Origin of the sequence: Streptomyces sp. NPDC005266 (assembly GCF_040607655.1) — a bacterium.
GTDB lineage: Bacteria > Actinomycetota > Actinomycetes > Streptomycetales > Streptomycetaceae > Streptomyces.
Genome location: NZ_JBEXHC010000008.1, coordinates 1 through 15,304, shown reverse-complemented (window position 1 = coordinate 15,304; position 15,304 = coordinate 1). Strand labels below are relative to the sequence as shown.

At 72.4% G+C, this 15,304-nt stretch carries 9 protein-coding genes and 3 pseudogenes; 4 read left to right on the top strand and 8 right to left on the bottom strand.

The features are described from left to right. Nucleotides 1–139: 139 nt before the first annotated feature. A pseudogene (locus ABZU99_RS17305) lies at nt 140–307 on the bottom strand (helix-turn-helix transcriptional regulator); the annotation flags it as partial. Between the two features lie 71 nt (nt 308–378). Here ABZU99_RS17305 and ABZU99_RS17300 point away from each other — a divergent pair. Beyond that, the gene (locus ABZU99_RS17300) at nt 379–642 is read left to right on the top strand and encodes a GlsB/YeaQ/YmgE family stress response membrane protein (RefSeq protein WP_355954572.1); all 264 of its coding nucleotides are present in this window, start codon (nt 379–381) and stop codon (nt 640–642) included. 96 nt (nt 643–738) lie between these two features. Then, nucleotides 739–1,338, top strand: a pseudogene (locus ABZU99_RS17295) (sporulation protein); the annotation flags it as partial. Nucleotides 1,339–1,366: 28 nt separating this feature from the next. Here the strand turns inward: ABZU99_RS17295 and ABZU99_RS17290 are convergent. Beyond that, entirely contained in the window at nt 1,367–2,062 is a 696-nt protein-coding gene (locus ABZU99_RS17290) for a hypothetical protein (protein WP_356048518.1), read from the bottom strand. Between the two features lie 189 nt (nt 2,063–2,251). On the opposite strand from ABZU99_RS17290, the gene ABZU99_RS17285 reads away from it, so the two are divergent. Next, entirely contained in the window at nt 2,252–2,707 is a 456-nt protein-coding gene (locus ABZU99_RS17285; RefSeq protein WP_355954577.1) for a TerB family tellurite resistance protein, read from the top strand. 167 nt (nt 2,708–2,874) lie between these two features. Here the strand turns inward: ABZU99_RS17285 and ABZU99_RS17280 are convergent, their stop codons facing one another. Then, a complete protein-coding gene (locus ABZU99_RS17280; protein WP_355954592.1) occupies nt 2,875–3,261 on the bottom strand; it encodes a BlaI/MecI/CopY family transcriptional regulator in 387 nt (128 codons plus the stop codon). A gap of 47 nt (nt 3,262–3,308) precedes the next feature. On the opposite strand from ABZU99_RS17280, the gene ABZU99_RS17275 reads away from it, so the two are divergent. Beyond that, complete coding sequence (locus tag ABZU99_RS17275) at nt 3,309–3,671, top strand: transposase family protein (RefSeq protein WP_356048597.1); 363 nt, start codon at nt 3,309–3,311, stop codon at nt 3,669–3,671. On the opposite strand, the pseudogene ABZU99_RS17270 reads toward ABZU99_RS17275, so the two are convergent. The 5 genes and pseudogenes from ABZU99_RS17270 to ABZU99_RS17250 all read right to left on the bottom strand — a co-directional run. After that, nucleotides 3,580–3,825, bottom strand: a pseudogene (locus tag ABZU99_RS17270) (IS1380 family transposase); the annotation flags it as partial. The gene ABZU99_RS17275 and the pseudogene ABZU99_RS17270 overlap by 92 nt on opposite strands. A 706-nt stretch (nt 3,826–4,531) precedes the next feature. After that, the gene (locus ABZU99_RS17265) at nt 4,532–5,989 is read right to left on the bottom strand and encodes an MFS transporter (protein WP_356048516.1); all 1,458 of its coding nucleotides are present in this window, start codon (nt 5,987–5,989) and stop codon (nt 4,532–4,534) included. After that, the gene (locus ABZU99_RS17260) at nt 5,986–7,110 is read right to left on the bottom strand and encodes an alpha/beta fold hydrolase (RefSeq protein ID WP_355954584.1); all 1,125 of its coding nucleotides are present in this window, start codon (nt 7,108–7,110) and stop codon (nt 5,986–5,988) included. Before ABZU99_RS17260 ends, ABZU99_RS17265 begins: the two co-directional genes overlap by 4 nt. Continuing rightward, nucleotides 7,107–9,491 (bottom strand): thioester reductase domain-containing protein, encoded by a 2,385-nt coding sequence (locus ABZU99_RS17255; RefSeq protein WP_355954587.1) that lies wholly within the window; start codon nt 9,489–9,491, stop codon nt 7,107–7,109. Before ABZU99_RS17255 ends, ABZU99_RS17260 begins: the two co-directional genes overlap by 4 nt. After that, the gene (locus ABZU99_RS17250) at nt 9,484–15,267 is read right to left on the bottom strand and encodes an HAD-IIIC family phosphatase (RefSeq protein ID WP_356227872.1); all 5,784 of its coding nucleotides are present in this window, start codon (nt 15,265–15,267) and stop codon (nt 9,484–9,486) included. Before ABZU99_RS17250 ends, ABZU99_RS17255 begins: the two co-directional genes overlap by 8 nt. Between the last annotated feature and the right edge of the window lie 37 nt (nt 15,268–15,304).

Genomic DNA, 15,304 nt, shown 5'->3' with positions numbered 1-15,304 from the left:
CGTCGATGGCGGCGCTGCCGCGCGCACCGGCGCGGGGGAGGAAGTGCGCGTACTTGCGCAGCGTGAACCCGGGGTCCGAGTGACCGAGCCACCCCGCAAGGGGCATGACCGGGCGCATTCGCAGACGGCGGGGCCCCGGCCCGGTCTCGTAGGCAGCGATGACGGCCTGGACGCGGTCGCGCAGTTGGAGTTTGGCGAGGATGCGGGAGACGTGCGTTTTGATGGTCGTCTCGGCCAGGTGCAGGCGGTCGGCGACTTCGGCATTGCTCAGTCCTCGGGCCACCAGGCCCAGGACTTCGTGTTCGCGGCAGAGCAGAGTGACGCCGCCTCGAACGGGCACTCGTATACCACCAACAAACCGAGGGGTGACATACGGCCATGGAGATCTCAGGCGTCATCAGCGCGATCGTCATCGGCATCGTGATCGGTGTCCTGGGCCGGCTCGTCGTCCCCGGGCGCCAGCGCATCGGCGTCCTGTGGACGATCGCGATCGGCATCATCGCCGCGTTCATCGGCACCGGCATCGCCGCCGGCCTCGACGTCGCCGACACCAACGGCGTCGACTGGGTGGAGTGGCTCATCCAGATCGCCCTCGCAGCCCTCGGCGTCGCCGCTCTCAGCAAGGTGAAGGTGCGCCACTGACCGGCGCTCACAGCATCCAACCAAAGCCCGGCCGCGGCCAGGAAGGCCGCCGGCAGCGTGAGCGCGCAGACCGTCGCCCACGCGCCGGCGGCCGGCCCGCTGCCCGCCCAGGAGACGATCCTGGAAGCCCTCGGACAGCTCGGCTTCGGCTTCAAGTCCGCCGACCTGGAGTACGGGCGCATCGGCGGCACCGGCCAGCGGCTGCCCTTCTACCAGGAGATCGAGCTCACCCCGGCCCCGCAGTACGCCCACCAGCTCAACGAGATCGAACTGACCTTCCTCGCCACGCCGGGCGGCATGGAGGTGGTCCTGGAGGCCGACAAGCGCGGCGGTCTCTTCTCCGACGGGCACGACGCACTCACCCGCTTCAGCGTCTCCCACGACGGCATCGAGCACCCGGACTGGAACACCCTGGTCAACGGCTGGATCCGCCAGCTCGTCGAGCACCGTGCCTCCTACGGCTCGCACGCCGCCTACGCACACGGGGACCCGTATGCGGGCGGCCACGGCGGGCACTACGGACACGGACACGACGAGCACCACCACGAGGGCCACCGCTCCGGCCCCGGCATGGGCACCGCCATCGCCGCGGGCGCGGCCGGACTCGCGGCCGGGGTCGTCGGGGGCATGGTCGCCGCCGAAGTCGTCGACGAGGTCGGCGACTTCTTCGAAGGTGACGAGGAAGCCGAGGGCTGATAAGCCGGGGCGGGCCGACGGCGGCCGATCAGGCGCCGGCGCTGACCGTGCGCAGGAAGTGATCGGCGTCTTCCGGCTCGCCCAGCCGGCCGACCTGAAGCCAGGATCCGTCGGCGAAGCGAATCCTGAAGGTGGCGAACCCGCGCGGCTGGCCCGCCTCCCCTTCGATACGAGCCGCATCGAGGGGGAACTCCGCGACAGGCCGGAAGTCGTCAGCCCTGGTGGGCGACAACCTGCGGCGCGGGGAGGCGGCCACACAGATGCGGTCGTGCGCCAGCATGACCAGTCGTTTGGGGTTGGGCGAGTGGCCGTACCAGCGCAGCAGAAGCCGACCCGCGGTCAGGTTCCAATCACCGTCGAACACACCGCCCGCCGGATCGTCCACGCGATCGCCTGCAGAGCCGCGGTCACCGGTGGAACGCTGCGGGCCGGAGCGACTGCCCGGCCGTGGCGTCTGCCGGTGCGGTTCCCGTCCCGACAGCCTCTGATCGATCTTCTTGCCGATCTTGTCGATCAGGATCATCGGCACGACGACGAAGAAGAACACCACGGCGCCGACGTACAGCAGCCAGTGATGCCCCGGCTTCAGCCGTCCCTTGCCCGCGGCACGGTGAACCTCCTTGGGCGGCACGGGAATGGGCCTGTGGATCTCGCACCAGACCAGCGCCACGGGCTCCTCACCAAGGATCTTCCGCGCCCTTCGATGCACCTTGCGCTTCGCCATGCCCGAAATCCTAGACAGACAGGGCGTCACGGCCGCAGCACCCACGTGAGAGCCCTCGACCCGCCTCATGAACCTGCCCGAAATCGCCGGAACTTCTCCGCCGGACCGTTAGTTTCTACGTTGCTGTAGATACTTACGGGCGCGGACCGCCGCTAAAGCGGGCCGGCCGACCAACCGTTTGGAGTTCTCATGGCCCTGTGGGACCGCCTCAAGGAGTCCGCATCGACGATGCAGACCCAGCTCGTGGCGAAGAGGAACGACCTCAAGAGCGGTGCCTTCCGCGATGCCAGCATGGCGATGTGCGCCCTGGTCGCCGCCGCCGACGGCACCATCGACCCCGCCGAGCGGCAGCGGGTGGCCCAGCTGATCGCCACCAACGAGGTGCTGCAGAACTTCGACGCCATGGACCTGCAGCGGCGCTTCGACGACAACCTGAGCAAGCTGACCGCCGACTTCGCCTTCGGCAAGGTGGGCGTGCTGCAGGAGATCGCCAAGGCGAAGAAGAAGCCCGCCGAGGCGCGTGCCGTCATCCAGATCGGCATCGTCATCGGCGGCGCCGACGGCGACTTCGACAAGACCGAACAGGCCGTGGTGCGCGAGGCGTGCTTCACGCTAGACCTGCCGCCGCACGAGTTCGACCTCTGATCTCCCCACGGCGCTCGTGCCGGCCTGCCGAGGGCAGCCCGGCACGAGCGCCGTCGGCGGCGGATTCCGACGCTCAGGTTCCTCCAGGGTGGCTCGGCCAGGCGCGCGATCGGCCATGCCGTCAGCGGCAGGACCAGTGGCAGAAAGACGAACACCCCCATGAGGCTTCAGTCTTCCCTCTCGCCCTTCGCCTGATCCAGCAGTTCCCGCAACAGCCGTTCATCGCCCGGCTCCAGGGAGGTGACGAAGCTGGCCAGCACCGCCTCCCGGTCGCTCTGGCCATCCAGCACCTTGCGCATCTTGTGGGCGGCCAGGCCCGCCTGGTCCGAGGCCGGGGTCCACGCGAAGGACCGGCCGACGCGCTCGCGGGTCACCGCGCCCTTGGCCAGCAGCCGGGTCAGGATCGTGATCACGGTCGTATAGGCGAGGTCACCACCGAGGCGCTCCTGCACCCAGCCCGCACTCGCCGGGCCGTCCGCCTCGCGCAGCGCAGACAGGACAAGCGCCTCCAGCTCTCCCTGCCCCCGCCGCCGGGAACGCTGCTGGTCCGTCACGCCCTGTCTCCCTTCCAACGACCCCGAATTCCTGGGCGGTCCATCGTATAGACGCCCCCGCGGCCACCCACCGCACCGCGACTGACGCACAGCACCCGCACCGCGCCGGGCTCCTGGAGCGGCTGGCTGAAGTGCCCGACCCGCGTGACCGGCGCGGAGTGCGCCACGCCCTGGCCGCCGTGCTCGCGCTGAGCGCGTGTGCCGTACTGGCCGGAGCCACCTCACTGCTGGCCGTCCTGCTCGAGCGCGGGGTGCCAGAGGTGCTCGGGCAGATGGCGGATCGCCCGGCGGACCGGCTCGGTGACGGGATACCCGACCGTCGATGCCGGCCGGCAGCCGCCAAGCGGTCGGAGTGGAGGCCACGGGGCCGAACACGTCGCCCTGATCCCGCAGTACAGCCAGGTCGGTGATATCGCCGCCGTCGGCGAGCATCACTGCCAGATCGGTCGCGATCCGTCCCGGGTCGTGCCCGGTGCCACGTGGCCGCAGCCGGCGCAGGGCGTCGGTGAGGGCGCCGGTCAGGCCGGTGGCATCGGCGAGGTCGGCCAGCAGACGGGACCCGGCATCCCCGCCCGGATCGCCACCGGCGCCCGCCGCTTCACCCTCCACCTGCCCCAACTCTGGCGTTGGGACGACGACTTCACCGACCTGTGGACGGCGAACCGGACAGCGCATGGTCACCTGACCCACGCGATCGCTCTGCCCGCCCACGACCCGAAAGACCTTGGAGACCCCGCACCGGACCGCCCCCCGGCAATCGCCGCTGCCCGCATCCCGAACAAACACCCAGAACCCGCCCGACACCCGTGATCAGAATTCACGCGCTGGATCGAGGCTGAGACGGAATCAGCCTGGTGCGGCGGCACGTTGGCAAACAACCGGTCCCAATCCCCCACCCGAACAATATGGAGCTCCAACAGCCGAAGCAGGAAACGACCGGTCTCGGTCAGCCGGCACGCGCGACCGGCCGCTCGCTGTACGGCGTCCGGGACTCGCCGGGCACCATCGACTCGCTGCCGCCAGCGAACGCGGGGTCGTCAGGGTGATGCCCCTCCCGCAGGTAGAGCTGGCCAGCCTCGGTAACCTCCACGCGAGCATCGCTGCCGGCCTTGTCAATCGTCAGAAGCCCACGATCACGCAGGGCATCGGCCGAGTCATCCTCACCACGGCCGGCGACGACCTTCGGGCCACCGGCACAGGTGCCGATTGCCCCGGACTATCCACAACATGCCCTCGTCCAGGGGTGGTTGGCGTCGGCAAGGGCGCGCCGCTAGGGGATGCCAGCGTCCCCTGTCGGTGGTGGTGTCGTCTCGTGCGGGGACTTCGGGGTGAGCCGGTCCCGGCGCATGAGGGCGATCGACGCCGCACCGACCAGTGCCGCGAGGGCCGTGGAGCCGATGGTGATCGCGGCGAAGCCTCGAGGGGAGCCGTGCGTGGTGTCGCCGACGAAACTCGCGAACAGCGAACCGAACAGGGACACGCCGACGGCCTCGCTGCCGAGCCGGACGGTGTTGATCCAGCCGGCCGCCATGCCCGCCTCGTTCTCCGGGAGCCGCGCCAGCGCCTCACCGTCGACCAAGCCGGCCTGAAGACCGAACCCGACCCCGACGACCGCCATGGGAACCGCCATCCAGGCCAGGCCCTGCGGGGCGAGCGCGCCCGTCACCACAAGGCCCGCGACCAGCAGGGCCATGCTCCAGACGAGGATCTTGTCGGCGGGCGTCCCGCCGGCCACCAGCCGGCCGGCGATCAGCGGGGCGACGAGGACGGGCACGGTCAGGAACATCAGGAACGCGCCGCTGGCACCCGGTGAGGAGCCGTGCGCGCCCTGGAAGAACACCGGCAGGTAGGCGACCGCGTTGGTGAAGGTGAACGACGACACCGCCACGACCAGCGTCATGCTGGTGAAGCGCCGATCGCGCAGGGTCCCGGGGCTCAGCAGGGGGCTCGGCGCCCTCGCCTCGGTGCGGGCGAAGAGCCCGTAGCAGCCGAGGCCGGCGGCCGTGCACAGCAGGAACGGCAGCGATGTCCAGCCGGTCTGCGAGCCGAGCACCATGCCGCCGAGCAGCAGGGTCGTCGCCCCGCAGAACAGCAGTCCGCCCGCCCTGTCGATACGGACCGTGTGCCGCCGTTCATGCGCGGTGGCCCGGCGGATCAGGGGCATGCCGGCGCAGGCGACGGCCAGGCAGCACAGCTGGAAGCTGTAGACGAGCCGCCAGCCGCCGGCCTCGGTGAGCAGGCCGCACAGGATCGGGCCGAAGGCGAGGGACAGGCCCGCCACCGAGCCGAGCAGGGCGAAGGCGCGGGTCCGGTCCTCGCCGGTGTGGACCGACGACAGCATGGCCGTGCCCACCGAGAACACCGCGCCCGCGCCCGCCCCCGCCAGCAGGCGGGCCGAGTCCAGCATCGGGTAGTTGCCGGCGACCAGGCTGACCGCCGAACCGACGCCGAAGGTCACCAGTCCGGCCATGAGGGACCGCCACCGTCCGACGATGTCCGCGAGGGAGCCCCAGACCAGCGTCGAGCAGGCGAAGGTCAGCGTGAACCCGTTGAGGGCCCACTGCTCCCCCAGCGACGACGGCCCCAGGTCGTCCACGATGTCGCCCAGGGACACGGCCGTCCCCGACACCGACAGCGGGACCGTGAAGACCACGACCACGATGACGGGCAGCACCAGGCCGAGCCCGGGCGGCGGCGCACCGCCCGGGCGGGTGTCGTCCGCCGTCATCGCACTCCCCCGACCGGTGCCACGGGCGCGGGGCGGTCGCCGCCCGACCGGCACTCGTCGAGGAAGTCCACGATGTGCCCGAACACGTCGAGGGCGGCGCTGCGGCCGATGAACGCGTCGAGGTGGCCGTAACCGGGCACCTCCACGTAGCGGACGTCCAGCTGCGGATGGCGGCTGGTGAGGATCTCGTGGCAGAGCTTGTTGGAGTCATACCAGAAGCGGTTGTCGTCCCCGGACAGCAGCATCAGCGGGGCCTCGATACGGTCCGCCGCGTCCAGCGCGTTCTTCGGCAGCACCGCGTAGCGCCCGTCGCCATCCTCGTACCGCATCACGCTGTGCGCCAGTTCGATGGAGCGCAGGTGCGGCAGGATCCACATCGGCACGGTGCCGTACAGGTCGGCGAGGCGGTCATGGGTGCGGGTGTCGAGGTTGTCGTGCACGAACAGCGAACCACCCACGCCCCAGGAGTCGTTGTGCAGGATCTGGCAGTTGGGGTCCTTGCACTCGGCGCCCAGCGACACCTCCGCGAAGATCAGGGAGTACTTCGACCACAACCCGACCTTCTTGATGTCGGTGGGGATGTTGACGAAGCGGGAGCGCAGCAGTTCCCCGCCGAAGTGCAGACGCGCCCGGGTCTTCCAGGACATCTTCGGGGTGAGGAACACGCCCTGCGCGACCACTCCGGCCAGGCCGGGCACCAGGCCGGCCGTCATGCTGAGCGAGAGGCACAGCGCGCCGATGCAGTGCGCGACGACCAGCAGCGGGCGGCCGTCGGTGCGCTCCCGGATCAGAGAGACGGCCTCGGGGATGTCGTACAGGGCGACATCGTCGAAGGTGTAGCGGGTGCGGCCCTCGTTGTAGGGCAGCCGGCAGCTGCCGCGCCAGTCGAGGAGCCAGGGCTCGTAGCCCGCGTCCAGCAGGACGTCGACCAGGTTGCGGGTCTCGGGCAGCACGAACATGTCCGACGACGCGGTCAGACCGTGCAGGACCAGCACCGGCGGGCGGTCGGCGCCGTCGTCGGCCGCCACCCGGGTCAGTCCGAGCCGGGTGCCGTCAGAAGCGGTGAACTCGATGTCCTCGACCCTGGCGGCCAGAACATGGTGAAGAGGCCTCGGCGTCATCGGATCTGCTCCCTTTCGATCATCAGCTTCCTGAACTTGCGCCGCAGCTTGTCCTTGTCCCGGTCGATGGCGTCCCGGCGCAGGTCCAGCAGCTCGGCCGCGGCGCGCATCGACGGCTCGGCCAGCCCCATGCCGACCTGCACGAAGAACCACGACAGCCAGGTGAGCTTGGCCAGCCGCTGCTCCTGCGACGACAGGCGGGGGTCGACGCGGATGCCGTCGATCTGGTCGGGCACGTAGCTCTTGCCGGGCACCTGGACCACGCCCGCGAAGCTCGCCGGTTCGCCCTCGCGGCCGAGGGTGATGTCCAGGGTGCGGGTCTGCTTCCAGAAGTCGTGCCGGGCACGGGCCGTCTTCCAGCCCTCCAGCCACCAGCGGCGGCCGTCCCGGTCCTGAAGGACCAGGCGGTAGCGCAGCAGGGGGTGGTCGTTGCCGTGCCGGTGCGGGATGCCCTCGTCGGGGCGCACCCAGATCTCGCCGTCCAGCACGGTCAGCGGCTGCGGGTGCAGCCGCTCGCACAGGACCTCGCCGCGGACGTCGACCCTGCGGTGCCGTACGACCTGGTACATGCTCGCGATGGACAGCGTGAACGCCATCCGGCACGCCGTGTCGGGCTCCGCCCCGACCGGGCCGACGTGGCCCTTCATCCGTTCCCGGAACGACAGGTACGGCGGGTCCTCGCGGCTGGGCAGCCGCGCCACCCCGTCCCGAGTCATCCGCTCGAACGCCTTCAACTGGGCCTCGCCACCGTAGCGTTCGGGCAGCGGCAGGCGGTGCCGGGCCAGGAACTCCTCGGTGCGGTCCATGCCGGCCGCGGGCCCGAACATCAGGGCCTCGAAGAGCTTGACGGCGGTGGGGCTGCTCAGAATCCGTACCAGGAAGTCGAGTTCGGGCACCGGGTCGGTCCGCTGCCGGCGCAGCAGGTCGTCGCGCCATTCCTGCCAGCCGGTGGCCCGCACGTTCATGCCGGCCAGCTTCATGTCCTTGACCAGTTCCGGCAGGGTCTCGGCGCGGCCGGTGAGGTTGTAGTTGCGGCCCCATGCCTTCGGGTCGAAGACGATCGCCGCCGCCACCTTGCTGATCCAGTCCACCGGCGCCAGGTTCATGAACCGGAACGCCGGTACGGTGCGGAAGCGGGAGATCGCCCCGATCAGACCGGTGCTCAGGTCACGCGGGTTGTACACGCCGGTGCGGGTGTGGCCGCCGATCGCGCCCGGACGCAGGAAGGTGACGGTCAGTCCGTGCTCGCGGGCCCGCCGCAGGACGGCCTCCGCGGCCCACTTGGACTTGTCGTAGCCGGCGAACAACTGGTCGACGTGGGCGACCGGGTCGTCCTCGCCCATGGTGGCGATGCCGACCTCGTTGAAGACGGCGACGGACGAGATGTGGTGCAGGGGCTTGGGCCTGCCGGCCATCGCCAGCTCGGCCAGGTGCAGCGGGCCGACGACGTTGGTCTGCCGCAGCGAGGGATAGCCGCGCAGGAAGTCCACGGCTGCGGCCACGTTGACGATGGAGTCGACCTCGTGGGCCAGGCTGTCCCAGCGCTCCTGGGACAGGCCCAGCAGCGGTCGGCGCAGGTCGGCCGCGAGCACCGTGACCCGGCGTCGCACTTCGAAGGACCACGGCTGCTCGAAGCTCGCCAGGGCCTCGCCCAGGCGCCGCTCGGCGGCCTCGTCGTCGTCGGCGCGCACCAGGCATACCGCCTCCGCGTCGCTGCGGCGCAGCAGGTCCAGCAGCAGATGGCTGCCGAGGAAGCCGGTGGCTCCGGTGAGCAGGATCTTGCGCGGTTCGGTCCGTTCGGCCTGCCGGCTGAACGGCAGCCGGTCGGCGAGCGCGAGGTCGGAGAGGATCATCTCCAGGTCCTCGTCCCCCGCCGCCCCGGCCTGCGTCGTACGGACGACGGGCGCCGGGGCCTCGGGCAGGACCGCCGGCGCGGTGTCCGTCACGTCGGTGGCCGCGCCGGCCGTGCCGCCGGCCTCCGCCCCGCGCCGCGCCAGGCGCCGGGGCCGGGCGTCGGCGAAGACGTCGTCCAGGCTCATCCGGACGTCCAGCTCCCGCGCCATGAGCGCGACGAGCTCCACGGCGTCGACGGAGGACAGACCCGCGTCGAACAGGTCCGTGTCGACATCGGCCGCACCGCCCGGCAGGAAGCGGGCGGCCAGACCGGCGATGGCGGTGGCGAGCTGGTCGGCGCCGCGGGGCCGCGCCCCGCCCGGCGCCTGCCCCCCGGCGGGAGCGGCGGGCCCGGACGCCGACTTGCGGAAGCGGGCCAGCAGATCGGCCGCCTGCGTACGCCCCGCTGCGCGCCGCTCGATCACCTCCTCGTCGGGACGGCGGTTGACACTGCGGTTACGGCTGCTGCCGCTGCCCGCCTCAGGCATTGCTGACCTCCGCTGCGATGTCCGATCCGAGGTCCCAGGAACGGAACTCCCGGAGTTGTGCCGGTGCCACCTCCGTCTCCAGCCGCGGCGCGTCGACCTCACCGCCGCCCAGGCGGGAGACCAGACGCCGTGCCGGAATGTTGCGTGGCGTGTTCTCGGCGACGAGGCGCACCGTCGTGCACCCGAGTGCGTCCGCCCGGTCGGCGAGCCAGGCCAGCAGCCGGTCCTCCACACCCCGGCCCAGCACCCGGCAGCTCATCATCCAGGCGACCACCTCCAGCGCCTCCCCGTCCGGCCGGACGGCGAGCACGCCGATCTGCCCGTAGGCGCCGAACCGGTCGCGCGCGGTCGCAGTCCACACCTCGCCGTCCTGCTGGAGCCGCTGAAGCGCGGCGTCGTCCAGCGGGCGGGGCCGCAGGTTGAACTGGTTGGTGCGCCGGCTCAGCTGGACGGTGCGTTCGGCCGTCGCGGCGGACACCGGCTCGATGTCGAGTTCGAGTCGGAGATTCTCCAGGAACTCGGCGAAGCCCATCTGCGCCCGGGCCGCGTCGCGTACCTGCTCCTGCTGGTAGAAGTCGGCCCGGGCGGCGTCCTCGGTCGTCGCCGCGCGCGGCACCATCGGCCACAACCCGGTGACGAAATCGCCGAGTTCACCGGCGCCCGGGCAGGTCAGGCACAGCACCTCGGGCAGCTGGGCGCGCACCCCGGCGATCTCCACCGGGTTGTCGTCGAGGAACAGGAAGCTGTCCAGACCCAAGCGCAGCTCCTCGGCGATCCGCAGAATCCGGGTCCACTTCGGCTCCCAGGCGGCGGAGATCGCCGCGAAGTGCTCGCGGTGCAGCGGGCTGTCCGGCCGGTCGAGGATGCTGTGCACGGTCTCCTCGTCGTTGTTGGAGACCAGGGCGAGCAGCACGCCGGCGGACCGCCACTGCAGCAGCCGCCGCGCGAGCAGCGCCCGGGGGCCGGTCAGGTCGACGGCCTCCGGGCCGATCTCACCGGCGATGCCGCTCCACAGCGTCTCGTCGCCGTCGACGACGATGACCTTCGGCGCCTTGCGGCGGATCTTCCACACCACGTCGGCGAGGCGCAGCGCGACGACCGCCTGGAACTCCTCCTGGAACGGCAGGTGCGCCATGTCGTCGGTGTGCGCGTCGAAGATGTCGTCGAAGCCGTCGGCGGGGTACTCGGCGGCCCAGGAGTCGGCGGACAGTACGGCGATGCCGGGCTGGTCCGCCAGCTGTTCCGTCACCTGCCGCTCCCAGGAGCGCAGTCGCTCGTCCGGCGACCGTTCCGGGAGGAAGGCCACCACGAGCGGGGTGCGGGTGCGCTCGGCCAGGGCGCGCAGCGCGGCCGGGTATTCCTGGGCGAGCTGGGTGAGCAGGTCGTCGTCCGCCGGCGCGAAGCGGGTGAGGTCGCCGGGGCGAAGCAGGACGAGGGCGGCCGCGGTCCCCGGCTGGGCGAGGACGCTGCCCGGGTCGTGCAGGCTCGCCAGGACCTGGTGGTAGGGGGCCTCGACGACCTCGAAGGGGCCACCGTCGACACCGGCGTCCTCCACGGCGACCTCCAGCAGGGCCGGGAGGTTGCCGAGGGCGAAGGTGGCGGCGACGGCGATCTTGCCGGCCGGTGCGACACCGTCGGGAGCAGGGGTTGTCACGGTGGTGTCCAGAAGTGGCGTGTCCGCGGCGACAGTGGCGCCCGGAGCGGCGACGCCTTCCGCGAGCGCGGCCATCGTGCCGTCGGCGCGTCCCATCGCCGCGGCCACCGTGGCGTCGGGGTCGTCGGCGAGGTCGGCCGCGAGGGCGAGGAAGCCGCTCACGAGGGCCGCGCAGCTCGCCTCGTCGAGGACGTCGGCGTTGTACTCGAGCCCCACCTTCGCCAGGCCCGGCATCACCGTGACCATCAGGTCGAGGTCGGACCAACCGGTGCCCGCCGGCACGATGCTCAGGCCCTCCGCCGCGCCGGCCTGCGGCGGCATGTAGTTGAAGTACATCTCGACCAGGGGCGCGTCCTTGCGGTACAGCCCCTCCTCGACCAGGGCCGGCATGGCGTCGAAGAAGCTGACGCCCCGCTCCAGCACCCGGCTCAGCCTGCGGTCCGTGCGCAGCAGCACGTCGCTGCCGGTGTCGCCGGCCGTGACCTCGGCGGCGAACGGGATGGGCAGGCCGAAGTACCCGACAGCGTCGAGGGCCCCCACGTGCATACGGGTGTCCACCGGCACCGCCAGCACGAACCTGTCGCGTGCGCGCAGTCGGGAAAGGTGAACCGTCAGCGCGCCGAGCCAGAACGCGGCGGGCGTGATGCCCAGCAGGGTGGCCCGCTCCGCCACCCGCCGCGCGAGCTCGGGCGGCAGCTCGGCGAGATGCATGGCCGACCGGAAGGACCGCTCGGCGGGACGCGGGCGGGCCAGTTCGAGGTCGAGCCGCCGGGCCCCGGCGAAGTCCGCGCGCCAGTCGCTCGCGGCCGACGGGCCGTCGGCGGGGGTGCCGGCCGGGCCGGCCGCTTGGGCGCGCAGCAGCAGGTCGATGTCGCGGTTGGTGACGACCGCGGGCGGTGCCTGGCCGCCGAGTTCGGCGCCGAGTTCGTGGGCGACCAGCATCAGCGAGGCCAGGTCCGAGACGGCGTGGTGCGCGCCGAGGACGAGCACCTGGTCACCCGACGGGTGGGCGAGCAGTTCGAACCGCCACAGCGGGGAGCGGGCCACGTCGAAGGGCGGCTCCATCAGAGCGCACAGGCGTTCGTCCACGTCGGTGCCGTCCGCCACCTCCGACCAGCGCAGCAGGTCCCCGGCCGGGGCGCGGCGGACCTCCAGGCGCTGCCCGCCGTCGGCGTCCGCGACGATCGCGGTGCGCAGCGCGGCGTGCCGGCCGGCGAGCCGGCCGAGCGCCTCGGTGAGACGGTCCGGAGTGGTCGGCTCGGTGAGGCGTACCGCCAGCCCGATGTGGTGGGTGACGCTCGGCGTGCCGTGCTGTTCGGCACGCAGCAGCCGTACGACGTCCCGAGTGGCGGGGTAGTGCTCGACGTCCGCGACGACGGCAGCCTCCCCTGCTTCCGCCGCCGACCCCGCACCGGTGGTGACGGCGATGCCGGCCGTCGCGGCGAGGAGGGTGTCGGCGATGGTCTCGATCGTGGCGCCGTTGAACATCGTCGCGATCGGCAGGGTGTGGCCGAAGTCCGCCTCGACGAGGCTGCGGATCTGCATCGCCATCACGGAGTCCAGGCCCTGTCCCACCAGAGGCACGGCGGTGTCGAGTTCGTCGGTGCCGAAGCCCATCGTGTGGGCGAACCGATAGCGCAGCCGTTCCACGACCGCCTCCCGGGAGTCCGGCACGGTCGGCACCCCGGCTCCGGGGCGCGCCCCGGTTCCGCGTGCGGCGACCCGGCGGCGGGGCGGGAAGAGACCGGCCAGCAGCGGGGGCAGCAGGGCGGGTTCGGTGGTCCGCAGGACGGGCGGGTTGAGGGCGGCGGCCACCAGGACGGCGTGACCGCCTTCCCCGGCGGCCGTGTGCCGGGTCAGCGCGGCGTCCAGGAGGGCGAGGCCCTCGTCGGTGCCGAGCGCCGTGATGCCCCCGCGGTTGATCCGCTCCAGGTCAGCCTCGGCCAGGTGCCCGGTCATACCGGTGGCCTCGGCCCACAGACCCCAGGCCAGCGAGAGACCGGCGCGTCCGCTGCTCCGCCGGTGCTGCGTCAGGGCGTCGAGGAACGCGTTGGCGGCGGCGTAACTGCCCTGCCCGGCCCCGCCGAGGACGCCCGCCACGGAGGAGAAGACCACGAAGGCGGACAGGTCCATGCCGGCCGTCAGCTCGTGCAGATGCCAGGCGGCGTCCACCTTGGGCCGCAGCACCGCGTCCAGGCCGTCGGCGTCGACCGACTCGATCACACCGTCGTGGAGCACGCCCGCACAGTGGATGACCGCGGTCAGCGGGTGCTCCTCGGGCACCGCCCGCAGCGCCCGCTCCAACTGCTCGCGGTCGGCCACGTCGCAGGCCAGGACGGTCACCCGGGCCCCGGCGGCGGCGAGTTCCTCACGCAGGGCCGACGCTCCCCCGGCGTCGGGTCCGCGCCTCGACAGCAGCAGCAGGTGGCGGACTCCCCGGCGGGCGGCGTGCCGGGCCGCCTGGGCGCCGAGGCCGCTCGTCCCGCCGGTGATCAGAACGGTGCCCGTCCCCAGGGCGTCGAGGGGGTCGCCGGCCGGCTCCGACGCCTGGCGGCGCAGCTCGGGCACGTAGACGCGTCCGGCGCGGATCGCCAGCTCGGGGCGGCCGGAACAGGCCGCGTCGGCCAGGGCCTCGTCGTCGAGGTCGTCGGTGTCGACGTCGACCAGGACGACGCGGCCCGGGTTCTCCGCGCGGGCCGCCCTGAGCAGGCCCCACACGGAGGCGTGGGCGAGGTCGACGGGCATGCCGTCCCGCTCCGCACCGGTCAGCACGGCCCGGCGGGTCACGACGGCCAGCCGCGCCCCGGCGGGCAGGTCCCGCGCCAGCCACTCCTGCACGGCGCGCAGCGTCTCGTGGAGCACGGCACGGGTGCGGGCCGGCGGGTCACCGGCGTCGGTGCCGGTGACCTTCAGCAGCGTCAACTCCGGTGCCGTGGCGTCGCGTTCAGCGACCGGGGGCCGGTCGTCCTCGGCCCACTCCACGGACAGCAGGGTCCGCAGGTGGTTGTCCGGGGTGGCGAGGTCCTCGGCGGTCACCGGACGCACCAGCAGCGAGTCCACGCGGGCGACCGGCACGCCGGACGGATCGGCGGCCTCCACCGTGAAGGTGTCCGGCCCGCTCGGCGTGACCCGGACTCGTATCCCGCTCGCGCCACGGCGGTACACGGTAACGCCGCCGAACGAGAACGGCAGCCACGTCCGGCCACTCGCGCGCTGCGCGCCGTCCACCGCGGCCGCCTGGAGCGCCGCGTCCAGCAGGGCGGGGTGCAGGGCGAACGCCGCCGCTTCCTCCGCCTGCCGCCCGGGCAGAACGACCTGCGCGAGAACCGCGTCGCCGAACTGCCATACGTCGGACAGCCCCTGGAACGCCGGGCCGTACTCCAGTCCGGCCTCGGCCAGGGTCTCGTAGTGCGCGACCGCGTCGAGCGGGCGTGCCTCGGCGGGCGGCCAGGCGGGGCCGGTCAGCTCCCCGGTGTGCTCCGGCACCGCCTCGGCCCGGTCGACGAGGTAGCCGCTCGCGTGGTGGGTCCACTCCTGTGTGCCGTGCCGCCGGGAGTGGATGTCCACCGGCCGGCCCGTGGCGTCGGCGGCGCCCACCTGCGCCTGGAGGTCGACCTCGCCGTGCTCGGGCAGGGACAGCGGCGCGTGCAGGGTCAGGTCGCGTACGCCGGGGCAGCCGACCTCCTCGCCGGCGCGCAGGGCCAGTTCGACGAAGGCGGTGCCGGGGAGGATGACGGTGCCGAAGACGGCGTGGTCGGCGAGCCACGGGTGGGTGGTCCGGGAGATCCGCCCGGTCAGGACGACGTCGTCACCGCCGGCCAGGCTCACGGCGGCACCCAGCAAGGGGTGCCGTACGGCGTCGAGTCCGACGGAGCCGACGTCGGTGCCGGTGGCCGGGGTCTGCCAGAAGTGCCGGTGCTGGAAGGCGTAGGTCGGCAGGTCGACCAGGCGTCCGCCCTTGGTCCACGCCGACCAGTCGACGTCGACACCGGCGACGAACACCTCGGCCACGTTCCGCAGCAACCGAGCCCCTTCGCCCTCGTTACGACGCAGGGTGCCGACCACGGCCACACCGGCAACCCCGGCCACCTCGGCCGCCTGGGTCACCGCACCGAGCAGCACGGGGTGAGGGCTGGTCTCGACGAAGACACGGTGCCCG